The sequence below is a fragment of the Pandoraea oxalativorans genome, from assembly GCF_000972785.3.
In the GTDB taxonomy this organism is placed as follows: Bacteria; Pseudomonadota; Gammaproteobacteria; order Burkholderiales; family Burkholderiaceae; genus Pandoraea; species Pandoraea oxalativorans.
On sequence record NZ_CP011253.3, the window covers coordinates 58,467 to 85,049 of the forward strand.

Genomic DNA, 26,583 nt, shown 5'->3' on the forward strand with positions numbered 1-26,583 from the left:
CCTTACCGCCCCATCAGCACCGGCGCCTGCGCCACCAGATAAAGCACCGCGCCGATCAACCCGCCGACGAGCGTGCCGTTGATGCGGATGTATTGCAGGTCTTGCCCCACACTGAGACGGATCTGCTGCGACAAATGCTCCGCATTCCAGCCATGCACCGTCGCGCGGATATGATCCGTCACGAAGTCGGCAAAGCCCGGGGCCATGCGCTCGGCCGCATCTCTGAGTTGCGCGTCGAGCGCCTTTCGCAACGACTCGCTGCGCGCGAGTTCCTGCCCGATCCATGCCGCTGCACCGGTGATCTTCGCACCGATCACCGAGTCTTCTTTCGCAAGATCCTGCTTCACCCAACTGCGCCATTCGTTCCACAAACTACCCACATAAGCGTTCAGCGCGGTGTCGCCCTTCAGTTGCGACTTGAAGCCGTCGAGCTTCGCCTGAAATTCGGCGTCGTGTTTCAGACGCTCGATCAATCCCGCCACGGCGCGGTCGAACGCCTGACGCAACTGATGCGACTCGTCCGCTTCCATCTGTGCAAGCAGACGTGTGACGGCCGCCGAGATCATGTCCGAGCCTTTGTTGCCGATCCATTCCGACGGCAGCACCTTCTCCTTCTTCGGGTGATCGGCCTTGAGCCAGTCGACGATGCGCGCTGAAATGAATTCGCGTGTTTGCGGCTCGTTGAGCAATTCGACGAGATAGTCGAGCGTTTCGTCGAGCAGCGCCTGATGGCGTCCGTCGCGGGTGAGCGTGTCGAGAATCGCTGCGGCCGATTGCGAGAGATCGAGACGATCGATCATCGTATCCAGCGCGCGGCGGATGAAGGCCTGCACGTTGCGCTCATCCATCACATCCAGCACACCGCCCGTCACCTTCACCAGCACGGCGCTCAACTGACGCGTGTTCTCGTACGAGCCGAGCCAGCGGGTGAGTGCATCGGCCGGATTCTGCTGTTCGATGAGACGCACGACGGACGGCGTGTCGAGAAACTTCTCGCGCACGAAGCGGGCGAGGCCATCGCCGAGGGCGTCCTTTTTGCGGATCAGGATGTTCGTATGCCGTGCGAGTCCCGGAATCGGAATGCGACGGAACAGCGCTTCGACCGCGAACCAGTCCGCGAGTCCGCCGACCATCGCGGCTTCGGCCGCCGCGCGAATCCAGCCTGTGAGGAAATGCACCGGCATGAAAAGCGTGGCGATGAAAATCGCCAGTGCGACGAGAAGGAATGACAGCGCACGCCGTTCGGCGCGTTGCAGGGCGATGGCGGGGTCCATGCGTAGCGAGCTTTCGAGTGGACGGGGAGTCTGACAAACACCTGGAAAGACTACCTCATTCTGCGCTCGACTTCGATACGGGGCGAAAAGTGGAAGTCTGTGCCCGGACACTGCGCGCACGATGACTGCGGTGCGATATCGGTCCACCGGACGTTGCGCACCCAATCGGTTCGCCTCGGGCGACCCGCCGACTTCTCGCTGCCATAAGTGAACCGGCAATTCTGCCGTCATTCCCCTTCAAAAAGACGACTCCTTATGTTCTGTCCTTCTGCCTCGCCCCTCACTGCCGGAATGTCTGTCGCCTTGCACCAGACGTTGCCCTCGGACGATATCCACGCGTCGGTCGAGCAGGCGCTACATGACGTATTCGCGGACAAATACACCGTGTTGATCGATTGCGAGAGCGAGCGAGGTGTCTTGCCGCCGGACGTTCGGGAACACGTGTGCAGCGATTTGGGCGAGGCAATCCTCTGCGCCTGTGCGGAAGACCCAACCCGGTTGGAGAGCGCCGTCGTGCTTCTGTATGGCGATGTCGAGATGTGTACGTCGATCCGGGGGGCAATCAATGAAGCGTTCCCCGTCGTTGCTATGGTGCCGACGGAGCGTCACGTGACCTTGTATCGCGATGATGAAGTCATTGCGACCTTCGGCAAGGTGCCGCACAAGCCTTGGACGTTTCTTCGTGTGGCGCTCGGCATCGCTGGCAAAGCGGGAAAGGGTGCTGAAGTCCTCTCCTACGCCGGGGCGCACGGCATGGCCGCCATGCTCGACGCAATACCCACGAGTTTTCCGCTGCAGGACCGCGTTGTCGCATCGATCCAGGCGCTCGTCGATGAAACGCGCACATGACGATGTAAACGCAAAACGGCACATTCGTCATGTGCCGTTTTGCCGGGTATCGCCCTACGGGGTGACACCTGTTCGCGCGACTAGGTCGCGCTACCTGCTTATCCGCGTTGCTTCGCCTTCAGTTCCAGACGGTACTTGTGCAGCAGCGGCTCGGTGTAGCCGTTCGATTGCGTCAGACCTTCGAACACCAGTGCGCTTGCGGCCTTGAAGGCGAGCGAGTTGTCGAAGTTGCCCGCCATCGGCACATAAGCCTTGTCACCGGCATTCTGTTTGTCGACGACGGCCGCCATGCGCTTCATGGTCTCTTCGACCTGTTCGCGCGTGATCACGCCGTGACGCATCCAGTTCGCCAGATGCTGGCTGGAAATACGTAGCGTTGCGCGGTCTTCCATCAGGCCGATGTCGTTGATGTCCGGCACCTTCGAGCAGCCCACGCCCTGATCGATCCAGCGAACGACGTAACCGAGAATGCCCTGCGCGTTGTTCTCGATCTCCTTGCGAATTTCCTCGGCGCTCCACTCCGCCTTGGCCACGACCGGCACCGTCAGCAGACCGGCGAGCAGCGCGTCGCGCTCCTTCGCGTAATCGATCTTTTCGAGTTCTTGCTGAACGGCCTGCACGTCGACCACGTGGTAGTGCAGCGCGTGCAACGTCGCGGCGGTGGGCGACGGCACCCAGGCAGTGTTCGCCCCGGCCTTCGGATGCGCGATCTTTTGTTCGAGCATGGCGTGCATCAGGTCCGGCATGGCCCACATGCCCTTGCCGATCTGTGCGCGACCACGCAGTCCGGCAGCCAGACCGACCAGCACGTTGCTCTTCTCGTACGCGGTGATCCATGCCGACGACTTCATGTCGCCCTTGCGCATCATCGGACCGGCTTCCATCGCGGTGTGCATTTCGTCGCCCGTGCGATCGAGGAAGCCCGTGTTGATGAACGCCACGCGTGCGGCCGCCGCTGCGATACAGGCCGAGAGGTTCGCGCTGGTGCGGCGCTCTTCGTCCATGATGCCCATCTTGAGCGTGTTGCGCGGCAGGCTGTACAGGTCTTCGACGCGACCGAACAGTTCGTCGGCGAACGCGACTTCGGCCGGGCCGTGCATCTTCGGCTTGACGATGTAGATCGAACCGGTGCGCGAGTTCAGACGATGCTTGCGGTCGTGCAGCGAGGCGAGCACGGTCACCACGCCGTCGAGAATGCCTTCCGGAATCTCGTGGCCTTCGCGGTCGGTGATGGCGGGATTCGTCATCAGGTGGCCAACGTTGCGGATGAACAGCAGCGAGCGGCCATGCAGCTTGAGCGGCTTGCCGTCGGCGCCGGTGTACTCGCGGTCGGCGTTCAGACGGCGCGTGAAGGTCTTGCCGCCCTTGGCGACTTCTTCCGTCAGCGTGCCTTGCATCAGGCCGAGCCAGTTGCGATAGAGGTCGACCTTGTCGTCGGCGTCCACGGCGGCCACCGAGTCTTCGCAGTCGATGATGGTGGTCACGGCGGCTTCGACCAGCACGTCCTTGATATGGGCGGCATCGGTCTTGCCGATCGGGTGATTCGCGTCGAACTGGATTTCGAAGTGCAGGCCGTTGTGCTTGATCAGCACGGCGGTCGGCTTCGCAGCGTCGCCCTGATGACCCGCAAACAGGGCCGGGGTGGCGAGTGCCGTCTTGCCGCTCCTGGTCGTCACGACGAGCTTGCCGTTCTCGACAGCGTAGCCGGTGGCGTCCTTATGCGAGCCTTCGGCCAGCGGTGCGGCCTGATCGAGGAACCCGCGCGCGAAGGCGATCACGAGTTCGCCGCGCTTCGGGTTGTAGCCGGTGCCCTTCTCGGCGCCGCCGGTCTCGGGGATGGCGTCGGTGCCGTACAGCGCGTCGTACAGGCTGCCCCAACGCGCGTTGGCGGCATTCAGGGCGTAACGGGCGTTGGACAGCGGCACCACGAGCTGCGGGCCGGCCTGTTCGGCGATTTCGTAGTCGACTTCGGCCGTCGTGGCCTTCACGCTTGCCGGGGCAGGCAGCAGGTAGCCGATCTTTTCGAGGAAGGCGCGGTAGGCGGCAGCGTCGGCAATCGGGCCCGGATTGGCGCGGTGCCAACCGTCGAGTTCGCCTTGCAGGCGGTCGCGCTCGGCGAGCAGTGCGCGGTTCTTCGGGGCGAGGTCATGGACGATGGCGTCGAAGCCTTTCCAGAACGCGTCCACATCGACACCGGTGCCCGGCAGGACTTCCTTTTCGATGAACGCGATCAGATTGTCTGCGACCGTCAGGCCGCCACGCTTGGAAGTGGAAGTCATGATGCTGTACTCGAGTTTGAAAACCAGGTTGACGCGACTCCGTCCGACCGCTTGCCGGTGCGCCGATGCTTTTTTGCGACGGTCACATCGTCAGGAGAACGGACGTTATGGGGCAATCGGGGTCAGTCTTATATAAGAGTCTGAGTGTAATCCTTCTCAGGTCACTCGGAAACCCGGTATTTCGCGTCCTCGCACCCGCCCGGCTTATAGGTGGGATAAGGGTTTGCGTATGACATCGACGCCATAAGGCTTTGCCGCCGATGCTCAATTTTCCGTGTGCAGTTGCAGCATTCGGTATGACGTTTCACTTTATGAGAAACGAAGGGGTGACGTCGAGAATGCCGTGCGGCGTTTCCTTTCGATATGAATCTGATCGTTCGTGCGGCGGGTACACTCGATCTTTCCCCCAAAAGACCATTTGCCCGGGAGGCATGAAGTCGTGAAACAGATCTTGATGATGAGCAGTTCGCGCAAGGGCGTGTCGGGCTATCTGGAACATGCGGAAGATCAGGTGCATGCGGTGCTCAAGGGTCGCGCGAAGCGGGTGTTGTTCGTGCCGTACGCGGGTGGCATCACGTTCAGTTTCGACGAGTACGAATCGCGCGTGAAGCCGTCGTTCGAGCGATTCGGTTACGAACTGACGTCGATCCATCACCACAAGGATGCGCGGGCGGCGGTGGAGCAGGCGGAAGCGGTGGTGGTCGGCGGCGGCAATACGTTCGTGTTGCTCGACCGGATGTACAACGCGGGCATCGTGGGGTTGCTGCGTGAGCGGCTGAATGCGGGCATGCCGTATGTGGGATGGAGCGCGGGGGCGAACGTGGTGTGCCCGACCATCCGCACGACGAACGACATGCCGATTGTGGAACCGCCGACGCTCAAGGCGCTGGGCGTGGTGCCGTTTCAGGTGAACCCGCACTTCATCAGTGGCAAGCCGTCGGGACACAACGGCGAGTCGCGTGAAGAACGTCTGGCGGAGTATCTGGCGATCAATCCGGACGAGAGCGTCGTTGCGATTCCGGAAGGCGTAGCGTTGCATGTGCACGGCGACCATGCGACGGTGCTCGGCGAATTCGACGCGCTGCATTTCCGTCAGGGCGGCGCCGTCGACAAGATCGCCACGGGCAGCACGTTTGCGCTGACGTCGATTTGAGTTTTTAGGGCGGCGTTGTCGACGTTGCGTCGCCTTCGTCGACGGATGACGTACCGCGCGCAGCGTCATCCGTAAATTCCGAAATCGCTTGTTCGGCGCTGAAGTCGCGTCAGCCGATGGGCATTCGCTGGCACAATCCCGACTCGAATTTCTTAGCGACGCTTTCCCCCCGAAGCGCACAGCTTATCGAGGGGATCGTGGAGCACAGAGATATCAGTGTCGAATCTACCGAAGCGCCCGAAGCTCGATTGGGCTCCGAGGCCTGCGCGCTGGCGGCGGCCGGTCTGAATGGGACGATCGGGGTGTTGACGCGCATCGGGTTCGAGCAAGGGGCGACGTCGGCGTCGATGGCGTTCTGGAAGTGCTTCGGCGCGTTCGTGCTCGTGCTCGCCCTGTGCGGCCGTACGCATGCGCTGCGCAAGCAGGCGGCGGCGCTTGCTTCCCGATGGCCGCGCTTTGCCTGTCTATCGTTTCTCGGCATCTTCTGTCTTTATTTCTTCGAGACGAAGGCGTTCGCGCAGGCGTCGATTCCGCTCGTCTCCTTTCTGACCTACGCCGCTGGCGGGGCCACCATCGTCCTTTCCGGACTCTGCCTCGGGGAGCGCATCACTCGCCAGAAATGGGCGGCATTCCTGGCTATCGTCGCGGGCGTCGGTGTGATGTGTTTCGCCGAGGGCGGTGTGACGGGGACCTTGGACGGTATCGTCCTGGCATTGCTCGGTGGATGCGGCTACGCCCTCTTCATCTTCTTCTCGAAGGCGTTGCGCGTCGGTGCCGGACTGCCGCAACTAGTCTGGCTGTTCGGGTTCGGAAGCGCATTTCTGTCGATACCGCTGATGCAGGAGGGATTCGCGCTGCCCGTTGGCTGGCAGTGGTTGACGCTGGGCGCGCTGATTCTGCTGCCGACGATTGGCGGCTTTTATTTCACGACGCGTGCCGTGGCACGCGGACAGGCGAGCAAGGTGCAGATCATCGAGACGAGCGATCCTTTGTTCGCCACGACGTTCGGCTTCCTCGTCTTCGGAGATGCGCTCAGCCAGACCGGTTTGCTCGGTGCCAGTGCGATCGCGACAGGACTCGTGATTGCGGTCTGGCAACGATGCCCACGCCCGGGGGCGCGGGACGCCGCAAAGAGTCGGTAGCGCCCAAACAAAACCGCCGCCCCGGCGTGAGCCAGGGCGGCGGTTTCAGATGCGCGCATCGTGAGCGATGGCCGTGACGCCATCCCTCGTTGGCTTCGATGCAGCGTTTAAGCGTCGTCGTCGAGCCAGGGCACTTCGACGTCGGTCAGGAATGCGACCATCGCGAGCGGACGCGCTTCCTGACGGCCGATCTTGCCGTCCGCACGGTGCCACACCGCCACGAACGTCTCGGGATGCTTGTCGGCGATCAACTGCACCGTACGCAGTTCTTCTTCGTCCATCTCTTCGATGGGGCCGTCGAACGACACCACGAGTGCCTGCGGCCAGACGCCGTCTTCCGGATCGTAGACCTTGTCGCCGTTGGGCACATCTACCGTTGCCTCGACGCCGATCGTCGCCGACGCCGCCACGATCATCTCGCCAAGCGAGCGCAGCAGCGCGGTTGCACGGGCGGAGTTGATCTGGCGCATGGCGAGGTCGCCGCGCGTGAGGGCCTGTTCGAGCTTGGGGTCGGTTTTTTGTTTGGGCATGCGGGGTCCTCGGTAAAACGTTAGCCACCTCGCGGCAGCCGTGCCATGTGACTGCGACACCGGCCCGCGCGCGGGGTTCCGATGCTACCACCGTCGCGCTCGCCGGGGCGCATTACAATGCGGGTTTTCTTCACTGGCCGCTGTAATGAACCCCGCCAAGCCCACCGATTCCGCCGACGCAAACCCCGCCACGTCCTCCGATGCGTCCACGCAGCCCAGCGACGTCTATCTGCGCCTGCTCGGCGAAACCGCCAAGATCGACTGGAAGGATCTGGAGTCGTTCTTCGCGCGCGGCGTTCTGCTGTTCGTCACGCCCGGCGTCGACCTCGTCTCGGTCGCCGAAGCCGTCGCCAACGACGACAAACCCACCGTCACGCAATGGCTGACCTCCGGCATGGTGCAACGCATGCAGGCCGACACGGCCGCCGATTTTGCCGCACGTGCGCCCGAACTGTGGGCCGTCGTCGTCGCGCCGTGGGTGCTCGTGCAAGAGCGTGGCATCAAGACCTGACAAACGTGTCAGGCAGCATTCTGCGCGCAAATAGCGGCACTTTCGCGGGCGATCGGCCTTATTCCGTGATGCCCGCTTCAACGAGGCGCCGCGTGCAGTCTTCCAGCAGATCCTGCGCCACCACCGACGCGTACGCATAGTCTGCGTCGAGCGATTCCGTCATTTCATGCGCCGTGTACAGTCCGGCTTCGCGTGAGAGCGTACCCGCAAGCTCGCGGGCGAAATCGTCGCTCAACGACGACAACAAACGGCGCTCGTCCAGCGGCAACTGCAACTTGGAACGCGAGAGCCACATCTGCGCGAGCGTCGCGCCCTGCTTGTCCGTCATCCACTGCCCATGCTCGTAAAACGCCGACAGACGCTCTGCCGTCAGCGCGAACAGCAATGCGCGACGGGTGTTGAAATTCAGACGAATCGGTTGATTGGGTGTGGCTTCCGGCATGACGGCAACCGCAAGTAGCGGACAAGAACGAGATCAGCGGCAAAGGTATCACGCGAACAGTCGCAGCAGCGCATTGCGCGCATGCCGGATCAGGTCGGTTTCGTCGGCGCGTCCCGGCAGCAAGTGGAATTCGGCGCGCGGTAGCGGCGGCAGACCCAGCGACGGCGGGCAGACGATCAGGTCGGGCGTGAGCGCCGACTCATTCAAACAGGACACCCCCAGCCCTGCAGCCAGCGCCAACTGCATGCCTGCGACCCCCGCTGCCGAATGCGATACCCGGTACGTCACCCTATGCCGTTCCAGCACGCTCGCGACGAGCGTTTGCAATGCGCACGTGCGAGGGAGCGTCACGAGCGGCAGCGGCATCTCGACGGGGGCGGTCTACGTCGCCGCCATTGCCCACACCAGGCGCTCGCGACGCACCAGCGTGGCCGAAGCGCTGCCGAGGGCGTCATTGGCGGCCGCGCCGGTGTCGATGTCCTCGTACATCAGCCGCAACGCCAGTCCCACGTCGAAATGTTCGCCCGTCAAGGCTGAGCGCTCGATCTGCGAACTCTGCATGGCGCTCACATGCAAGCGCAGACGCGGATAGAGGCTCGTGAATCGCTTGAGGACGCGGGCGACGTCGTGCGGACGGTAATAGTCCGTAATCGCGATGCGCAACTCGCCGTCGAGCAACACCCCCTGAAGGTCTTCGAACGCGGCTTCCGATAACGCCGCGATCTGACGGGCGTAGGCGAGCAAGCGCGTGCCCGCTGGCGTGGCGTGCATGCCCTTTCGCGAGCGGACCAGCAGCGACTGTCCGGCCCGCTCTTCGAGCTTCTTGAGTTGCTCGCTGACGGTCGATTGCGACAGGAAGATCTGCTCGGCGGCGGCTGAAATGCTACCGGCGTCGTGAATGGCGATAAACGTACGTAGCTGGGTCAGATCGAAGGCGCGGGCATTCATGGCGGCAACTCGGTAGAACGGCAATTCGTGAGACGAACACGGGGCGTGCACGGTACCCCCCAGGCGGGTCAAACTTGGGGGCTACGGGAGTTAATTCGGAAAACACGATATATGTCATCGAGTTTTCCCGCTTTTCCGATGGATTGTACCTCCGTAGGATGCGGAGCATGAAGTCCGGATTTCCACGCGTGCGCGCCCCCGGACGCCCTCTTTCCCCCTTTTCCCTTTTCAGCGCCGCGTGTTCACCCCCCGCGCACCATGTCACTCATGAACGAACGTCTTTGCTCTGCCCCTGCTGCGGCGAATCGTCTTGCGGCCACCGCTGTGCCGCGTGCCCCGGAGGCCGCCGCCCCACAACTCAATCGCAATCATCGCTGGAAGGTGCTGGGCGTTGGCGTGGCGGCCAATGCCAGTTTCGCGGCGGCGATGGGCGGTATTCCCGCCACGGCCGTGCAGATGCGCAGCGCTTATGCACTGGGCAACGGCGACCTCGGCCTCGTGCTCGGCATGATCGGTCTGGGCATTGCCGTTTCGGAATTGCCGTGGGGCATGCTCACGGATCGATGGGGCGACCGGCGGGTATTGCTTGTCGGACTGCTGGTGACGGCGGCGGCGCTGCTCGGCCTCGGCCTGTGGGTGGTGCCGACGACGCACTTCGTCCCGTCGATGCCGATACTCGCGGCCGGGATGCTGGCCATCGGCGTGCTGGGCGGCAGCGTGAACGGTTCGAGCGGGCGCGCCGTGATGCGATGATTTCACGACAGCGAGCGTGGTCTGGCGATGAGCGTGCGGCAATGCGCAGTGCCGATGGGCGGCGGAATCGGTGCGCTGCTATTGCCGGGAACGGCGGTCCACTTCGGGTTCAGCGCCGTGTTCATCGGGTTGGCCGTGGCGTGCGTGGCGGCGGCCGTCATGGCATGGCTGTGGTTGCTCGAACCGCCGGATGAGCCGCACGAAGCGGTGCGCCCCGCAGCGACCACCGCCAACGGCCGCCCGGCCGCGACATACTCGCCATTGCGCGACGCTCGTCTGCTAAGCACCGCGCTCGGCATGGCCGTGCTCGTCATGCCGCAAGTTGCGGTGCTCACCTTCGGCACGGTCTTCCTGCATGATTTCGCCCATGCGAGCGTGCTGACAATTTCGCTCACGCTGGGCGCCGTGCAGACGGGGGCCGCGATTACTCGTGTGTGGAGCGGACGTTTTACCGACAAGCGTCGCAACCGCCCCGCCTACTTGCGCGCTTGCACGCTGGTGGTCGGCGTGGTGTTCGCGATGCTGGGGGCGCTGGTGGGATTGCTTTCGATGCGTCCCGAGTGGCTCGCGCACGGCACGCCGGTGATGATCGCGCTGTTGATCGCCGGTGGCGTGGTTGCGTCGGCATGGCATGGCGTGGCCTTCACGGAACTCGCCACGCTTGCCGGGGCGTCCCGCGCGGGCACGGCGCTGGGCATCGGCAACACCGGCGTCTTCCTGACAATGTTCCTCACGCCGCTGGCGATTCCGCTGCTGCTCGCGCTGGGTGGATGGGGACTGGTCTGGGCAGGGGGCGTGGTCTGTGCAGCACTCGCGTGGCCGATGTTCGTCTGGTCGCATCGCGAAGTGAAGACGACGTAAGCGCACGTCAGCACGCAAACGTCAGCAAGGCAGGTGCACGTGTTCCACAAGGAAGTCGAGAAACGCGCGGACGCGGGCGGGCAAGTGGCCGCCCTGTCCCACATAAACGGCGTGCACCGGTTCCAGATCGCCGGGGTTGTAGTCTTCGAGCACGGTCACGAGACGGCCGTCGCGCAGATCGGCGTCGACGTGATATCGCGAGTGACGCGCGAGTCCCAGCCCTTCGAGTGCGAGTTTGCGCATGGTCTCACCGTCGCTGACCAGCACGTTGCCAGCAGGCGGATACAGCGTGACGCCGCCCGCGCCGTCGAGGAACGGCAATCCTTGAATCTGACGCTCGAAATTGAACGCCATGACGTTGTGACGGATCAGGTCGGCCGGCGTCTTCAGCGCCGCGTTGCGCGCCAGGTAGTCGGGCGACGCCACCACATGCACGCGACTCTCGCCGAGCTTACGCGCCACCAGCCGTGAGTCCCGCAACGGGCCAGCACGCACGGCCACATCGGCGCGTTGCGACAGCAGGTCGACGACCGTGTCGGTGAGCGTCAGGTCGAGCCGGATCTCGGGATACTTCGCGAGAAATGCCGGAATGACCGGCAGCAGATACAGCGTGCCGATAGGCACACTCGAATTCACCCGCAGCAAACCGCGCGGCACTGCGCCCGCCGCCGCTTCGCGCTCGGCAGCGTCGATGTCGGCCAGCACGCGCAATGCGCGCTCGTGAAATGCGGTGCCTTCCGGGGTGAGTTGCAAGCGACGCGTGGAGCGGTTGAAGAGTCGCGCGCCCAGCCGCCCTTCGAGCCGAGCGACGAGTTTGCTCACGGCCGACGGTGTCATGTGCAACGCACGCGCCGCAGCCGAGAAGCCGCCCAACTCCACCACCCGCGCAAAAACTTCCATATCGCCTGAGCGGTTGACGTCCTGTCGGCCCATCGGAGGTGTCTTCGATTCTTGAGGTGGCGGTGTTCGCGCGATCTTGTGACTTGAAGTCACAAATGATTTTCCTTTGCGCAGTCTATTTCATCAATAAAGGGACGTCTATATTCCGCACATCGGTTCACGCGCGTCGGATAGCCAGGCATTCGGTCCATCGATCCGACGGCGGAGCCCCGCCCCGATATTCAGTCTTTCAGACAGGAGTTTTCCGTGCCTATCGCCCTTTATGCCCTGACCGCCGGTGCCTTTGGCATCGGCGTGACGGAATTCGTGATCATGGGCCTGCTGCTCAACGTCGGCGCCGATTTCGGCGTGTCGATTGCGGCCGCCGGCCTCTTGATTTCCGGCTATGCGCTGGGTGTCGTCGTTGGCGCCCCCATCATGACGACCGCCACCGCTCGCTGGCCGCGCAAGACCGTGCTGCTGGTGCTCATGGCCATCTTCACCATTGGCAACGCCGCCTGTGCACTCGCGCCGAGCTATGGCGCGCTGATGGCGGCGCGTGTGCTGACGTCGTTTGCACACGGCACGTTCTTCGGCGTCGGCTCGGTCGTCGCGACGGGCCTCGTGCCGCGCGAACGCCGTGCGTCGGCGATTGCGGTGATGTTCATGGGCCTGACCGTCGCCAACATTCTCGGCGTGCCGTTCGGCACGTGGCTCGGTCAGCACTTCGGCTGGCGCGCCAGCTTCTGGGCCGTGACGGTCATCGGCGCCCTCGCGTTCCTCGTGATCGCCCGGTTCGTGCCGAAGATCGCGGCCCTGGCAGACGCTGGCGACTGGCGTGCGGACTTGCGTGCACTGGCGCGTCGCCCGGTGCTGCTCGGGCTGCTGACGACCGTGCTGGGATGGGTGGGCGTGTTCGGTGTGTTCACGTACATCGCGCCGTTGCTCACGACGGTGACGGGCTTCTCCGAAGGCGCGGTCTCGCCGATTCTGCTGATCTTCGGCGGTGGTCTGGTCGTCGGCAATCTGCTGGGCGGCAAGCTCGCGGATCGTCATGTGGTGCGCACGGTGCTGGGCAGCCTGCTGTCGCTCTCGGTCGTGCTCGGACTGATGACGTTCGCGCTGCACTCGCACTGGCTTGCCATCGTGTTCGTGGCCCTGCTCGGTGCGACGGCGTTCGCAACGGTCGCGCCGCTGCAACTGTGGGTGATGGAAAAGGCGTCGGGGGCTGGCGAGAGTCTCGCGTCGAGCTTCAACATTGCCGCGTTCAATCTCGGCAACGCCATCGGTGCGTGGCTCGGCGGCTTCGTCATCGAGCATGGCCCCGGATTGACGGCCGTGCCTTGGGTGGCCGCGTTGGTGCCGCTGGTGGGCGTGGGCGTCGCGCTGCTGAGCTTGCGTCTGGATCGCCGTGACGCGGGTCGTCAGGCGGCACCCGTTTGCGAAACCCCTGCGATGTAAGGGCGACGCGCCATGAAAGCAGGCCCGGCATGCCGGGCCTTTGCCATGGGCGTCACGCCATCACGCCGATGATCACACTGGCGGCGGCGAATGCGGCCGTGGCACCGATGCCTGCCGTGAGGCCGCGCGCGCTGAGCGTTTCGTGCGGCATGACGGCAGCAAGACGGCTGCCACCGGGCAGCGCCAGAATCACTTCCGCCTGACCCGCGTCGTCGGTGACGGTGTCCACAGTGCCGGATAACCGGTTCGCCGTGGGCAACCCCGCGAGATCCGCGCCGCGTGCAATCTCGATCCACGGCGCTTTGATCAGCGCGAACGCTTGTGCGCCGACCGCCAGCCCGAGCGTTTGAGTGCTGTGATGGGTGAGCGACGCGGTGATCGCTTCGCCACCGGGCAACGTCAGCGTTACTTCGTCGTTCACGCCGCAGCGCCGAATGGCCGTGATCGTTCCGTGCAACTGATTGCGCGCACTGGTCTGAAGGCCGAGCCGCGCGATGACCGGCCATTGCTCGTCGAAGTGTTCGAGATCGTTCGCGACGCGCGCCAGAAACTGCTGCTGCGCCGCTTCCACCGCGCGAAATGCCGCGACCAGCTTCGCGCCGCGGGGGGTGAGTCGCGTGCCGCCACCGCCGCGTCCGCCGGTGCTGCGCTCGACGAGCGGTTCGCCGGCGAGCTGGTTCATGGCATCGACGGCGTCCCACGCCGCCTTGTAGCTCATGCCCGCCGCCTTGGCGGCCGACGTGATCGAGCCTTGCGACGCAATGTGTTCGAGTAGCGCAATGCGCGCCTGGCCACCCAGCGACGAATTACCGCGATGCAGCCACAGCGAGCCGCTCACCTGGAGGGCATCGCCTGTTCCGTTGCGTAAAACGTTATCCGGCGTTGAAGAAGGTTCGGCAACCATAATGATTTATTCGATCAAACACAGCGGGTGGCCGCATTGTAGAGGGTGGGCGAACCAGCGGGAACGACCGCTGGACGGGGAACTGTTGCGGCGCACCAACGAAGCTCGCTTCAGACGTCCATTTGGGGGACGAATGGGGGACGTTTCTCCTCTACATTGATTTTTGCCGCATGCCCCCCCAAGCCGGTTCGTAATGCTTCAGACCTGAAATACTCAAGTCTTCATCAAGTCTCAAGCGGGATGACCGGGAATGCGACGTTTACCGAAGTGAAGTGCCTACTCACCTGACACAACAGAAACGGGGTGAAATAATGCGCGTCAGGAATATCAAGGAAACGGTTGACGGGGCTCGATACTATCGTCTGGTTCGCACGCTGCCCAATGGCAAGCGACATCAGATGCAAATCTCTTTCTCCGCGGGTGAAATGCGCTTCAGACGTTTCGTCGCGCAGCGATTGTGGTTGTTGCGCGCCGAAATGCGGGACAGCACACGCGCGGCGGCCGCACCTGCGCCACGCAGCAATATGCCGCAGTTGGTCTTCTGACCGGTTGCGGTGCCGTCTGGCAGAAACGCCGGACCGGTGACGACCGGCGTCAGCCGTCATCGTCACGGGGCCGGCGTTTTTGTACTGGGTGGCTTGCTCAGCCTGCCTTGCGGGGCGTTAGCGACGCCATGGGCGCGCGTGTCGGAGCGCTGGTCTTCACGGCTGTCAGTCCCGTGCCCGCGTGCGCAATCGCGTATTGCACCAGCTCATCGAACGCAATCGGCCGCGCGAACAAATAGCCCTGCGCATAAGTGACGTTGTGCCCGCGCAGGTAATTCGCCTGCATCTCGTTCTCCACCCCTTCCGCCACGATCGTCATATCCAGCCGCTCGGCCAGATGAATGATGGAGTCGCAAATGTTGCGCGTGACTACGTCGTCTTCGGTGACGGGCAGGAATTCCTTGTCGATCTTCAGATAGTTGAAGTCGTAGCGCTTCAGATACCCGATGGAGTTGTTTTCGGCCCCGAAGTCGTCAAGCGCCGTTTCGATCCCGCGCCGCTGCAACTCGGCCATCACGTTGCGCGCAGCGGCCGTGTCGCGAATCACGTAGCGCTCGGTGATCTCGGCCACCATCGGATACGTGTTGTTCAGCGTGCCGTAATACCGTTCGATGTCGTGAATGATCGTGGTGTCGCGCAGATGCCGTTCCGCGAGGTTGATGCCGATGTGAAAGCCCTGCGGCAGCGCGCCCCTGGCGACGTCGTTGCGAATCTGGCGCAATAGCGAACGCGTCAGCTCGATGATCAGTCCGTTGTCTTCGGCAATGGGGATGAAGGCGTCCGGGCGCACCAGTCCGGCCACGGGATGGTGCCAGCGCATCAGCGCTTCGGCCCCCGCGCAACGGCCAGTGGCCAGTTCCATGACCGGCTGGTAGTAGACCTTGAATTCGTTGCGCCTGATGCCGTGCGCGATCTGGCGCTTCATGAATTGCGCCGGCCCGAAATGACGGAAGGTCAGGACACCGAGCAAAAACGCCACGATGCCGCCAAACGACAGGAAGATCGGTGCCTGGCTGGCGGCGAGCGAGCGCATCAGCGACGGGCTGCCCGCCAGCGACGTCGTGAAGTGTTCCGACGTGAGCGAAATCTGCGCCCCGCGCGTCGCAACACCGGCCGATTCCAACCGCGGACCTTCCGAGGTCAGCGCGACGTTGCCCACCGTCATGGCCGTCCACGCCAGATCGCTGCTCTTGACGCTGTGCAGCGTCTCGGTGAGGTAAATGCCGTCGACGAACCCGAGCACGCCGTCCGTGGCCGAAGTCGGCACGTAAAGCGCCAGTGCGGGGGTCTCACGTACATAAGGGGTGCCGCTCACGAGCAACGTGCGTGTCCCCGTCAACATCGGCACGAGGTCCGCCGGGAGGGGCATGTTGAGCGCCGCACTCGAACGAACGACCGACGAGCAATAGAGCTGGCCACGTGAGACGAGCCAGATAGAACGGAAGTAGGGACTGAGGGTGCCGGTGGCCTGAAGCGAAGTGCTGACTTCGCTGCACGAGCGGCCGACCCACGGGGTAGCGCCACGCAGCGTACGTTCCGCCTGCGCGACGATGCGTTCGATCGCGTCGCGCTGACGGGCCGCTTCTTCCTGAAGCACCGACTGCGACATGTGATAAATGCGCAGCCAGCCCAGGAAAAGGACGACGGCAAGCGTGACCGCCACGACAAGTCCGGTCACCAGCCACTGCACGACTCTGGAGTGTTGAATCATGTTCGCTGCCAACCAAGGAAAGAGTGGGGCCGTACGTGTGCTGTGGTGCATTTTTTCGGTGCACGCGTGCTGCACGGCACAACTCGTCAATTGACTCTACACGAATCCCCGACGGTGTCCGACCCCCGATAAACCCGCACAACGCCCGGCAGATGGGCGTGAAGGGCGCTTGCCGATCCGGCGCGCGGCCTGCTTCCCGCGGACTTGTGAAGCGTCGTCGGCGAGCGTTCTTACCGCAATTTGCGTGACACTGGGATGGCGTAATCGCGACAAAAGTTGGCGCAACGACGATTTACGCATGCTCTACACTTCACTCATTAAATTTCTGGCGGAAATTGGGATTAATCCCAACTTCCCTGCATAGGTCGGTCAATTCGCATCAATTTGCCCGAATACCGACGCTCAGCACCCGTTTTCTCAAGCCTTAGACGTCAATTCAACCCATGTCGAGTCAACCTGCAACGTCCCTTCCCGGTACCCATACACCGGCGGCGCAGGGCACAGCGTTCCGCGTGCTGTCTGCGATCAGCTTCTCCCACCTGCTCAACGACATGATCCAGTCGTTGATTCTCGCGATCTACCCGCTGCTCAAGTCCGGCTTCAACCTGAGCTTCGGACAGGTCGGCCTGATCACGCTGACGTACCAGATCACTGCATCGCTGCTGCAACCGGTCGTGGGCCTGTACACCGACAAGCATCCGAAGCCGTATTCGCTGCCGGTCGGCATGGGCTTCACGCTAGTGGGTCTGCTGCTGCTGGCGGTCGCCCCGAACTTCGGCATGCTGCTGGTCGCGGCGGCGCTCGTGGGCATGGGCTCGTCGGTGTTCCATCCGGAGTCCTCGCGCGTGGCGCGCATGGCCTCGGGCGGACGCCACGGCATGGCGCAATCGTTCTTCCAGGTCGGCGGTAATGTCGGCTCGTCGCTCGGGCCGTTACTGGCGGCGCTGATCATCGTGCCCAACGGTCGGGGCAGCGTGGCGTGGTTCTCGGTGGCGGCGCTCGTCGCGATCTTCGTGCTGTATCACGTGAGCCGCTGGTACGCCGTGCAGCGTGCCGCGAATCAAGGCAAGAAGGCCGCGCGACGGGGCGGCACCGTGCAGCTGTCGCGGGGCAAGGTGCTGTTCGCCATCGGCATTCTGCTGGTGCTGATCTTCTCGAAGTACTTCTATCTTGCGAGCATCAGCAGCTACTTCACGTTCTATCTGATCAGCAAATTCCACGTGTCGGTGCAAAGCGCACAGGTGCATCTGTTCGTCTTCCTGTTCGCTGTGGCGGCGGGCACGATGATCGGCGGTCCGCTGGGCGACAAGATCGGCCGCAAGTATGTAATCTGGGGCTCGATCCTCGGCGCTGCGCCTTTCACGCTGATGCTGCCGTATGCCGACCTGTTCTGGACCGGCATTCTGACGGTGCTGATCGGCCTGATTCTGGCGTCGGCGTTCTCGGCCATCCTGGTCTATGCGCAGGAACTGATGCCCGGCAAGGTCGGCACAGTGTCGGGGCTGTTCTTCGGCTTCGCGTTCGGGATGGGCGGTGTGGGCGCCGCGGTGCTGGGCCAGTTGGCCGACACGACGAGCATCGACTTCGTCTATCACGTATGCGCCTATCTGCCGCTGCTCGGCATCGTGACGATCCTGTTGCCGGACGTCGAAGGGCACAAGAAGACGGCGGCTGCGTGACGCCGCTGGCTGGCTGACGGTGTGGCAAGACGCCGTCGGCCAGCATCGTCCAACCTTGAAAAAATCGCCGGTCCGACATCTCGGAACCGGCGATTTTTTTATCCAGCCGCGTCTGTCGCAGGCGACAGATCGGGACCGATCAGGGCGTGCCGCGCTTTTGCAGCTTCCATTCGGCCTTGTCGCTCGCCTTGCAGGCCGGGAGTTTGAGCGTGACTTCCTGACCCTTGGCCGTGAGCAGCACGACCAGATCGCGGCAGGTGCGCTCGCCGTCCTTATGCGTGTTCGTCGGTGTGATCTGCGCAGCGATGGCCACCGTGTTGCCAGTGCCAGCGTTGGTCCAGTCGGTGGTCTCGTTGTCCTGCTTTTCCACGAGCACAGTACGCGCGGCCTTGGCGAACGACGCGGTGTCGCGTTGCTTCCAGTAGGCCAGCGGCGAGTTGCCCATGAAGGAGAGGTTCGACGCAGCGAACGCGGGGGCGGCCAGGGCGGCGCCCACGACGAGCGCCGTGCCAAGCGCGAGCGAACGGGCGCGGGAGAAGTGGATGAGCGACATTCGGAGTCCTTGGTATTGTCGACAGGGGACGAAGCCTGCGCGACGCCTGGCGATGGCGCACCGGATGTTGCGCCGGGCGTGCGGCCGCAGGAAGCACGTCGATCATAAAAGAAACCGGCAGCGGCGTCATCTCGGCGCGTCGCCGTGTGACGTCAGTCACTTCACTGACGGCTGGCTGCCCTGACGATGTCGGCCACCTGCATGAGTGCAGCGCGCAGCGTGTCGTCGCTGGCCGGTGAGCCGAGAGCGACGCGGATGGCCGACGGTGCGGTCTGCCCCGGCGCGGCGAACGCGTCGACAGGCGTCACCGCGATGCCACGCGCTTGCAGCGCGGCCACGATGTCGTCGCAGCGCAGGGCGGGCATCGACGTAGGGATGGGCACCAGCCGGTGGAATGCGCCGGGATACCCGGTCGAATCCAGCCCGGACAGGCATTGCACGGCCATCGCCTGCCGCTGGGTGGCCAGCGCGCGTTTGCGGGCGATCCAGCGGTCCATCGTGCCGTCCGAGAGCCAGCGGGAAGCCAGTTGCGCCATCAACGGGGCGGCACTCCACACACTGGCTCGCATCGCCGCGTGCACGCGCGGCAGGAGGGGGGGCGGGGCGATGAGATAGGCGATGCGCAACCCCGGTGCGCCGGGCTTGGACAGGCTGCACACTTCGAACGTGCGTTCCGGTGCGAGCAGACGAAGCGGCGGCGGGGCGTGCGCGACCAGAAATCCGTAGGCACTGTCTTCGACGATCAGCAAGTCGTGACGTCGCGCGACTTCCACGAGTGCCAGGCGTTGGGCGAGCGGCATCACGCTCCCGAGCGGGTTGTGCAGCGTCGGCATCGTATAGACCACGCGCAGTCGTCCCGCAGAGTGGCGGCAGAGCCTGTCCAGCGCAGCGGGATCGAGCCCATCGGCTGTCATCGAGACGGCGGCGAGCGGCACGTCGCGCATGGCCGCGAGCGCCTTCCAGCCGGGGTAGGTGAGCGCCTCGACGGCAACCGGCTCACCCGCCCGGCACAACGCCAGTTGCAGCACATCCAGCGCATGCTGCCCGCCCGCGCAGACGACCAGCGAATCGGGCGATACCACGACGTCGTCGCGGCGCGAAAGCCATTGCGCCGCCGCTCGCCTGTCGGCCGGTGGTCCGTCGTGGGGCGAATGAGCGAGCAAGGCGCTCAAGTCCCCACCGGACGCCATCTCACGCAGCGCCTGACGCAACGCCTCGGTTTGCTGCGGCAGCACCGGGTAGTTGAACGCCAGATCGACGCCGCCCAGCGCGCCCGGTGCAGGTGCCCACTGCGCAAAGGCAGCGGCCGCGCCCACGGCGGGCGAGCGCACGAAGGTGCCGCGTCCGATCTCGCCCACGGCCAGGCCGCGTCGTGCGAGTTCGGCATAGATGCGTGTGACGGTGGACGTGGCGAGCCCGTGTGCGTCGGCGTAATCACGTTGTGGCGGCAGGCGCGTGCCCGAAGCGAGTTCGCCGGACGCGATGGCGTCGGCAAGCCGTTCGACGTGTTCGAGATAGCGCGCGGGGGCTGACATGGAGGTGAAAATTGATCTCAGGACAATTCAATAATTGCACTGCATTGAGGCGCTGGCAATACTGGACACTGCGCTGAGCCCTGCGCAGTGTCCCCACGATGTTCTCTTTCCGATGATGCTCCCCACGACTTCTCCGCCGTCCCGTTGGGCGATCCCGCTCCTTGCCGTACAACTCTTCCTCGTGACGTTCTGCGTCAATCTGCAAGCGCCGCTGGTGCCGCATTACGCGGCGGCGAGCAGCTACGGCACGGGGGCGCAGGCGCTGGCGTTTGCGTGTTACGTCGGCGCGCTGGTCCCGGCGTTATTGTTGCTCGCGGGGTTGTCCGATCGCGTGGGTCGTCGCTTGCCGCTCGTCGTCGCACTCCTGCTGGGCCTCGTGGGCACGTGGCTGACGCTGCGCTGGCCGACGCTGGTCGCGCTCGGTGGCGCGCGCGCTTGCTACGGACTGGCGACCGGGCTCGTCGCGGGCAGCGGCACGGCTTACATGACGGAGTTGTACGGAGATCGTGACGACGCAGCGACACGCGGCGCAGCGCTGGTCGCGGCGGCGACGTCGCTCGGCTTCGGCACCGGCGCGCTCGTCACGGGGCTGTGCCTGATCGTCGCGCCATCGATGTTGCCGCCGTTGAGCTTGTGGACGTATTTGCCGCTGGCGCTGGCTGCGGCGCTCGCCGTCGCCGCGTTGCCTGCACCGGCACGTCATCCGAACGTGCCGTGGTTGCGCTGGCCGGTGCTTGCGCCCGGGACGGTGCCGCTGGGCATGGCCATTCTGCTCGCGTGGGCAGCGGTGGGCGTTGTGATCGGTGTGGTGCCGTCGGCGCTGGCCGCGCACGGACATGCCGCATGGGCGGGATTCGCGACGTTCTTCGTCGTCTCGACCGGTCTGCTGTTCCAGCCCGCGGCTCGCCGCATGGCCCCGGTGCGCGCCGTTCGGGTCGGGTTGGCGTTGGTGCCGCTGGGCTTCTGCGTGCTCGCGTTGGGGGTGGTGTACGTCAGCCTGCCCGCGATTCTCGCGGGCGCCGCCGTCGCCAGTTCGGCGTGCTACGGCTTCACTTATCTTGGCGGACTGGCCGCCGTCAATTCGGCGGTCGCGCCAGCATTGCGCGCGCGCGCCGCCGCCGGGTACTTCCTGTTCGCGTACTTCGGCTTTTCGGTGCCGGTCGTCACCAGCGGCTGGCTTGCCGATCGCTTCGGCATGCCCGTCGCCCTCGCCTTGTTCACTGCCGCGTTGATCGTGGGCAGTGCAGCGCTCGCGGTGGTGCTGCGTCGCGAGCGCGCAGCGCTTACGCGTCCGGTTTGACGCGGGGGCCGGGTTGGCCCGGGTTGTTCGAGCCGCTCCCCGACGGGCTGACGTAGGCCCCGGTGCCGTGCAACTGATCTTCGGCCAGTTCCAGCGCCCGCACGGCACCGCGTCCCTTGCGGGCGAGCAGCATTTCGACGAGTGTCTCCACCACGGCAATCCCCGCCGTGATCGATGGGAAGAACGACGGGCTTTCGTGCGAGAACAGTACTGTTACGTCCGCATCGAGCGCGAGCGGCGAGACCGTCGAGTCCGTGAGCGCGAGCACACGGGCACCGGCGGCGCGTGCCGCGCGCGTCACGATCAGCGCTTCGTTCGAATAAGGCGCGAAGCTGATCACCACCACCACGTCGCGCGCCGAGAGCGCTCGCAATTCCATTTCCAACGTGCCCGCTTCGCCACGGATGAGGTGCACCGTCGGCCGGAACAGCCGGTAGATGTACTGGAACGTGAACGCGATGGGAAAGCACGCGCGAAAGCCTGCCACGTGCACCGTTCCCGCATTCGCGAGCAGATCGACGGCCGCGCTCAGCGAGTCGTTCGCGCCGGCTTCCGTCAGATCGAGGTTGTTGTGCTGCACGCGGAACATTTCGGGCACCATGCGCGCGGCGTCGCCCTCGCGGATCACCTGTCGTGCGCGACTCGCATAGGGCTGCGGTCCGAGACGAATCGATTCGAGGAACAACTCGCGAAGGCCATGCCATCCTTCGAAGCCGAGATGCTGCGCGAGCCGCACGAAGGTGGCCGGTTGCACGCCCGCCTCGGCGGCAATCGCGCGCATCGAACTGATCGGCACCCGTTGCGGATGGTCGAGAAGAAAGCGTGCGCCCGCCTGAAATTGCGGGCTCAGTTGGGCGTAGCGCTCACGCAGCAGCGCGTTGAGCTGGTCGAGCGTCTGCGGCAACGCTGTGGCTTGTGTCATTGGGGGATGGCAACACGGCGGCGAAAGAATGTAACGATTGTTGCATGAAATGCCGCAAGCGCGCACGCCCTTTCCTTTGGGCCTGTGGCCTGCGGTGGAACACCAAGTGTGGTAATGGTCTTGAGCGAGGTGTTGCGCTCACAAAACGAGTGAAACATATGTTGCAAACGACGGGCGATGCGCCTACACTGAGCGGCATCGTTCGCGAGACCGATGGTCGGGCGGCCACCCGCCGGTCAGTCTCGTTTTGCACCATCTTTCCGTCAGGGGTTCAGGCATGACTCACGTGTTTCATCGCAATCCGCGCCAGACGTTGCCCGTCGCGGTCGGCGGTCAGGGAATCGAGTTGATCGACAGCAACGGCAAGCACTATCTCGACGCCTGCGGTGGCGCGGCGGTCTCGTGCCTCGGTCACGGACATCCCCGCGTGATCGAGGCGATGCAGCAACAGGCGGCGCAGCTGGCGTATGCCCACACGTCGTTCTTCACGACCGAAGTGGCCGAGCAACTGGCCGACACGCTCGCCGCGAGCGCGCCCGGCGATCTGAACCACGTGTACTTCGTCAGCGGCGGTTCCGAAGGCGTGGAGGCAGCGCTCAAACTCGCGCGTCAGTACTTCGTCGAGATCGGCCAGCCGCAGCGTCAGTTCTTCATTGCGCGCCGTCAGAGCTATCACGGCAACACGCTCAGCGCGCTCGCTATCGGCGGCAATGCCTGGCGACGCGAGCCGTTCCTGCCGTTGCTCGTGCCGGCGCATCACGTCTCGCCGTGCTTTGCTTATCGCGAGCGTCTCGACGGCGAAAGCGATGCCGCGTACGTGCAGCGTCTGGCGGACGAACTCGAAGCGAAGATTCTCGAACTCGGCGGCGACACGGTGATCGCGTTCGTTGCGGAAACGGTGGTCGGCGCGACGGCTGGCGCGGTGCCGCCGGTGGGCGACTACCTCAAGCGCATGCGCGCCGTGTGCGACAAGTACGGCGTGCTGTTGCTGCTCGACGAAGTGATGTCCGGCATGGGCCGCACCGGTTACCTGTTCGCCTGCGAAGAGGACGGTGTCACACCGGACATCCTCGTCATCGCCAAGGGTCTCGGCGCAGGCTATCAGCCGATCGGCGCCATGCTGTGCTCGGACAAGATTTTCGACGCCGTCGTCGGCGGCTCGGGCTTCTTCCAGCACGGTCATACGTACCTCGGACACGCGATGGCGTGTGCGGCGGCGCTCGCCGTGCAGCGCACGATTGCCGACGAGAACCTGCTGGAGAACGTGAAGGCGCGCGGCGAGCAATTGCGTGCCTGTCTGCGTGAAGTGTTCGCCGAACACCCGAACGTGGGTGACGTGCGCGGACGCGGGCTATTCGTCGGCGTCGAATTCGTCGCCGACCGCGCGACGAAGCAAACACTGCCGACGGCCGACAAGACACACGCGCGTTTGAAGGCGGCTGCCAAGGCGCGCGGCCTGCTGATCTACCCGATGGGTGGCACGGTCGACGGCGTTCACGGCGACCACGCGCTGATCGCGCCGCCGTTCATCTGCCAGCCGGGCGACATCGACCGCATCGTCGAGCGACTGGCGCTCGCCGTGGCGGACGTCACAGGCGTGAAGGCCGGAGGCGCGGCATGATACGACGCTACGCGCTGGCGGTCGCACCGAACGGCGCGCGCCGCACGCACGCCGACCATCCGGCGTTGCCGATGACGCCGACGGAACTCGGTGAATGTGCCAAGGCGTGTCTCGACGCGGGCGCGGCCATGATCCATCTGCATGTACGCAAGGCAGACGGCACGCACAGCCTGGAAGTGGCGGACTATGCGGCGGGCATTGCGGCCGTGCGTCGCGCGGTGGGCGACGCGCTGGTGTTGCAGGTGACGACCGAGGCGGTCGGCATCTACACGCCCGAGCAGCAGATTGCGACGGTGCACGCGCTGCATCCCGAAGCGATTTCGGTCGCGTTGCGCGAAGTGCTGCCCGACGCGGCGCACGCGAGCGCTGCCGAGGCGTTCTTCGACTGGCTGTGGCGCGAGCAGATCACGACGCAGTACATCCTGTACGACACCGAGGACGTGGCGCATTACTGGCGCTTGCGCGCGAGCGGCGCGATTCGTCCGGGCCGCCATTGGGTACTGTTCGTGCTGGGCCGCTACAGTAAAGGGCAGTTGTCGTCGCCGTCGGACTTGCTGCCGTTTCTCGCCGCCTGGCAAGCTGGGGCGGACGGGCTTGGGCAAGCCGCCGACGCGACCCCGTGGGCGATGTGCGCCTTCGGGCCGCGCGAGGCCGAGTGCGCGCTGGCCGCAGTGTTGCAGGGCGGCCACGCCCGGATCGGCTTCGAGAACAACCTCTACCTGCCGGACGGCAGCGTTTCCCCGGGCAATGCCGCATCGCTTGCTGCGCTGACAGCCGCCGCCACCCCGCTGGCCCTCGCGCCCATGACGGCGGACGCGCTGCGCGAACTGACCCGCTGACCACCGGGACATCCGGTGGCCTTCGATGGCCTCCGGAGGCGTTCGGACAGCGGTCCACCCGGGCACAAGCCGTGTCCGGGCGTGCGCGACAAATCAGAAATAAACCCAAATACACGGCCTGACCGGCGTTGCCCGGCCGGGCCGCTGTAATAGAATCGGCGTAACCTCAAAAAGGCCCGCGTCGCCCTCCCCGGCACCGGGCGTGAACACGAACGGGAGCGCGGCGTGAAACACTGGTCGATCCGACATCGCATTCTGGCCAGTTTTGGCCTGATCCTTGCCCTGATGGCCCTGATGGCCGGCATCGCTTACACGCGACTGTCCGCCATCGAAGTGGAGGCGCACAGTGTTGAACACGACTCCACGCCGGGCCTCTACTACAGCACGATGCTGCGCGGCGCGTGGTTCGAGAGCTATCAGTTGCTCCAGCAGGTCGTCGCCATCGACGACAACGACAAGACCCGTGCGATCGACCTCGACACGTTGCGCTCGGCGGATGCCCGCATCGACGGCTGGATCAAGGATTACGGCACGACCGTCAATCGTACCGTCGACCGGATGCAATACGACGAGGTGCGCGGCGTGCGCACGCAGTACGCGCGCATCAGCACGCAGGTGCTCAAGCTCGTGGCCGACGGTCAGTTGCCCGCCGCCCGCGCCATGCTGACCGACCAGCTGTATCCCGAATGGGGCCGGGGGCGCTCCGCGATCCAACGTCTGGTCGACACGAACAAGACGTTTGCCGACGAGTCGACGCATAACATCAACGAAGCCGTGACGGCCGCCAAGGCCACGTTGCTCATCACGCTGGGCGTGGCGCTCGCGGCGGCTATCCTGGCTGGCTGGATGCTGTTCCGCGCGATCAGCGTGCCGCTCGCGAGCGTGATGCATATCCTGGAAGTCATGCGCGCGGGCGATCTGACCAAGCGCCTCGATCTGGCGCGTCGCGATGAATTCGGTGCGCTGGAGTCGGGTTTCAACCGAATGACGGACGAACTGACGGGCCTGGTCGGGCAGGCGCAGAAGTCGGCGTTGCAGGTGACGACCTCGGTGACCGAGATTGCCGCGACGTCGCGTCAGCAACAGGCCACTGCGTCGGAGACGGCGGCGACGACAACCGAGATCGGTGCGACCTCGCGCGAGATCTTCGCCACGTCGCGCGATCTGGCGCGCACCATGACCGAAGTGGCGGGCGTGGCCGATCATGCGGCGTCGCTCGCAGGGACGGGACACGTTGGCCTTACGCGCATGGAAGACGCCATGCGTCATGTCATGGACGCGGCGGGCTCGGTCAATGGCAAGCTCGGCATCCTCAACGAGAAAGCGGGCAATATCAATCAGGTGGTGACGACGATCACGAAGGTCGCGGATCAGACCAACCTGCTTTCGCTGAACGCGGCCATCGAAGCCGAGAAGGCGGGCGAGTACGGTCGCGGCTTTGCGGTGGTGGCGACCGAGATCCGGCGTCTGGCCGATCAGACGGCCGTGGCGACCTACGACATCGAGCAGATGATCAAGGAGATCCAGTCGGCGGTGTCGGCCGGGGTGATGGGGATGGACAAGTTCGCCGAGGAAGTGCGTCGCGGCATGGACGAGATGCGTCAGGTCGGCGATCAGCTCGCGCAGATCATCGCGCAGGTGCAGACGCTGCCGCCGCGCTTCCAGGTCGTCAACGAGGGCATGCAGGCGCAGGCCACGGGCGCGGAGCAGATCAATCAGGCGCTGGTGCAGCTCTCCGAGGCGGCGCAGCAGACGGCCGAATCGTTGCAGCAGTCGAGCCAGGCCATCGAAGAGCTCAATCACGTTGCCAACGGTCTCAAGAGCGGGGTGTCGCGCTTCAAGGTGCAGGCGTTGCCGCCCACGGGACTCGTCTGACGTCGTTTATTTCGCGG

21 protein-coding genes and 2 pseudogenes are annotated in these 26,583 nt (G+C 64.6%); 12 read left to right on the forward strand and 11 right to left on the reverse strand.

Annotation, left to right across the window (positions count from 1 at the left end):
- Positions 1-2: 2 nt before the first annotated feature.
- Positions 3-1,274 (reverse strand): DUF445 domain-containing protein, encoded by a 1,272-nt coding sequence (locus MB84_RS00245; RefSeq protein ID WP_046290297.1) that lies wholly within the window; start codon positions 1,272-1,274, stop codon positions 3-5.
- 207 nt (positions 1,275-1,481) lie between these two features.
- On the opposite strand from MB84_RS00245, the gene MB84_RS00250 reads away from it, so the two are divergent.
- On the forward strand, positions 1,482-2,123 hold the full coding sequence (locus MB84_RS00250) for a hypothetical protein (RefSeq protein ID WP_157122594.1): 642 nt from the start codon (positions 1,482-1,484) through the stop codon (positions 2,121-2,123).
- Between the two features lie 98 nt (positions 2,124-2,221).
- Here the strand turns inward: MB84_RS00250 and MB84_RS00255 are convergent, their stop codons facing one another.
- Positions 2,222-4,402 (reverse strand): malate synthase G, encoded by a 2,181-nt coding sequence (locus MB84_RS00255; RefSeq protein WP_046290299.1) that lies wholly within the window; start codon positions 4,400-4,402, stop codon positions 2,222-2,224.
- A 439-nt stretch (positions 4,403-4,841) separates the two neighbouring features.
- Here MB84_RS00255 and pepE point away from each other — a divergent pair, with 439 nt between their 5' ends.
- Positions 4,842-5,555 carry a dipeptidase PepE gene (gene pepE / locus MB84_RS00260; RefSeq protein WP_046290300.1) on the forward strand — a complete coding sequence of 238 codons (714 nt, stop codon included), beginning with the start codon at positions 4,842-4,844 and terminating at the stop codon, positions 5,553-5,555.
- A gap of 197 nt (positions 5,556-5,752) precedes the next feature.
- Entirely contained in the window at positions 5,753-6,697 is a 945-nt protein-coding gene (locus MB84_RS00265; RefSeq protein ID WP_245725454.1) for a DMT family transporter, read from the forward strand.
- Between the two features lie 107 nt (positions 6,698-6,804).
- Here the strand turns inward: MB84_RS00265 and MB84_RS00270 are convergent, their stop codons facing one another.
- A complete protein-coding gene (locus tag MB84_RS00270) occupies positions 6,805-7,227 on the reverse strand; it encodes a hypothetical protein (RefSeq protein WP_039394462.1) in 423 nt (140 codons plus the stop codon).
- 145 nt (positions 7,228-7,372) lie between these two features.
- Here MB84_RS00270 and MB84_RS00275 point away from each other — a divergent pair, with 145 nt between their 5' ends.
- Positions 7,373-7,738 (forward strand): DUF2288 domain-containing protein, encoded by a 366-nt coding sequence (locus tag MB84_RS00275; RefSeq protein ID WP_046290302.1) that lies wholly within the window; start codon positions 7,373-7,375, stop codon positions 7,736-7,738.
- A gap of 58 nt (positions 7,739-7,796) precedes the next feature.
- On the opposite strand, the gene MB84_RS00280 is transcribed toward MB84_RS00275, so the two are convergent.
- Positions 7,797-8,180 carry a hypothetical protein gene (locus tag MB84_RS00280; RefSeq protein ID WP_039394469.1) on the reverse strand — a complete coding sequence of 128 codons (384 nt, stop codon included), beginning with the start codon at positions 8,178-8,180 and terminating at the stop codon, positions 7,797-7,799.
- A gap of 48 nt (positions 8,181-8,228) precedes the next feature.
- A pseudogene (locus MB84_RS00285) lies at positions 8,229-9,128 on the reverse strand (LysR family transcriptional regulator).
- Between the two features lie 267 nt (positions 9,129-9,395).
- Between MB84_RS00285 and MB84_RS00290 the strand changes: the two are divergent.
- Positions 9,396-10,742, forward strand: a pseudogene (locus MB84_RS00290) (MFS transporter).
- 21 nt (positions 10,743-10,763) lie between these two features.
- On the opposite strand, the gene MB84_RS00295 reads toward MB84_RS00290, so the two are convergent.
- Positions 10,764-11,675 carry a LysR family transcriptional regulator gene (locus MB84_RS00295; RefSeq protein WP_046290303.1) on the reverse strand — a complete coding sequence of 304 codons (912 nt, stop codon included), beginning with the start codon at positions 11,673-11,675 and terminating at the stop codon, positions 10,764-10,766.
- 213 nt (positions 11,676-11,888) lie between these two features.
- Here MB84_RS00295 and MB84_RS00300 point away from each other — a divergent pair, with 213 nt between their 5' ends.
- Positions 11,889-13,082: an MFS transporter gene (locus tag MB84_RS00300; protein WP_046290304.1), complete on the forward strand. Its 1,194-nt coding sequence runs from the start codon at positions 11,889-11,891 to the stop codon at positions 13,080-13,082.
- Between the two features lie 52 nt (positions 13,083-13,134).
- Here the strand turns inward: MB84_RS00300 and MB84_RS00305 are convergent, their stop codons facing one another.
- Positions 13,135-13,986 (reverse strand): TOBE domain-containing protein, encoded by an 852-nt coding sequence (locus MB84_RS00305; protein WP_046290305.1) that lies wholly within the window; start codon positions 13,984-13,986, stop codon positions 13,135-13,137.
- A 272-nt stretch (positions 13,987-14,258) separates the two neighbouring features.
- Between MB84_RS00305 and MB84_RS00310 the strand changes: the two genes are divergently transcribed.
- Complete coding sequence (locus MB84_RS00310; protein WP_157122595.1) at positions 14,259-14,531, forward strand: hypothetical protein; 273 nt, start codon at positions 14,259-14,261, stop codon at positions 14,529-14,531.
- A 97-nt stretch (positions 14,532-14,628) separates the two neighbouring features.
- Here MB84_RS00310 and MB84_RS00315 read toward each other — a convergent pair whose 3' ends face one another.
- Positions 14,629-16,242 carry an EAL domain-containing protein gene (locus tag MB84_RS00315; protein WP_052652808.1) on the reverse strand — a complete coding sequence of 538 codons (1,614 nt, stop codon included), beginning with the start codon at positions 16,240-16,242 and terminating at the stop codon, positions 14,629-14,631.
- Between the two features lie 443 nt (positions 16,243-16,685).
- Here MB84_RS00315 and MB84_RS00320 point away from each other — a divergent pair, with 443 nt between their 5' ends.
- A complete protein-coding gene (locus MB84_RS00320) occupies positions 16,686-17,921 on the forward strand; it encodes an MFS transporter (protein WP_046290307.1) in 1,236 nt (411 codons plus the stop codon).
- A gap of 139 nt (positions 17,922-18,060) precedes the next feature.
- On the opposite strand, the gene MB84_RS00325 is transcribed toward MB84_RS00320, so the two are convergent.
- Positions 18,061-18,474, reverse strand: a complete 414-nt coding sequence (locus MB84_RS00325) for a hypothetical protein (RefSeq protein WP_046290308.1) — start codon at positions 18,472-18,474, stop codon at positions 18,061-18,063.
- Positions 18,475-18,635: 161 nt separating this feature from the next.
- Positions 18,636-20,009, reverse strand: coding sequence for an aminotransferase-like domain-containing protein (locus MB84_RS00330; protein WP_046290309.1), 1,374 nt, complete (start codon positions 20,007-20,009; stop codon positions 18,636-18,638).
- A 112-nt stretch (positions 20,010-20,121) separates the two neighbouring features.
- On the opposite strand from MB84_RS00330, the gene MB84_RS00335 reads away from it, so the two are divergent.
- On the forward strand, positions 20,122-21,309 hold the full coding sequence (locus MB84_RS00335) for an MFS transporter (RefSeq protein WP_046290310.1): 1,188 nt from the start codon (positions 20,122-20,124) through the stop codon (positions 21,307-21,309).
- On the opposite strand, the gene MB84_RS00340 is transcribed toward MB84_RS00335, so the two are convergent.
- Complete coding sequence (locus MB84_RS00340; RefSeq protein ID WP_046290311.1) at positions 21,293-22,231, reverse strand: MurR/RpiR family transcriptional regulator; 939 nt, start codon at positions 22,229-22,231, stop codon at positions 21,293-21,295. The genes MB84_RS00335 and MB84_RS00340 overlap by 17 nt on opposite strands.
- Before the next feature lie 277 nt (positions 22,232-22,508).
- Here MB84_RS00340 and MB84_RS00345 point away from each other — a divergent pair, with 277 nt between their 5' ends.
- The 3 genes from MB84_RS00345 to MB84_RS00355 all read left to right on the forward strand — a co-directional run bounded on the left by MB84_RS00345 (position 22,509) and on the right by MB84_RS00355 (position 26,566).
- Positions 22,509-23,852, forward strand: coding sequence for an aspartate aminotransferase family protein (locus MB84_RS00345; protein ID WP_046290312.1), 1,344 nt, complete (start codon positions 22,509-22,511; stop codon positions 23,850-23,852).
- Positions 23,849-24,691, forward strand: coding sequence for a beta-keto acid cleavage family enzyme (locus MB84_RS00350; protein ID WP_046290313.1), 843 nt, complete (start codon positions 23,849-23,851; stop codon positions 24,689-24,691). Before MB84_RS00345 ends, MB84_RS00350 begins: the two co-directional genes overlap by 4 nt.
- 225 nt (positions 24,692-24,916) lie before the next feature.
- Positions 24,917-26,566: a methyl-accepting chemotaxis protein gene (locus tag MB84_RS00355; protein WP_046290314.1), complete on the forward strand. Its 1,650-nt coding sequence runs from the start codon at positions 24,917-24,919 to the stop codon at positions 26,564-26,566.
- The last annotated feature ends 17 nt before the right edge of the window (positions 26,567-26,583 follow it).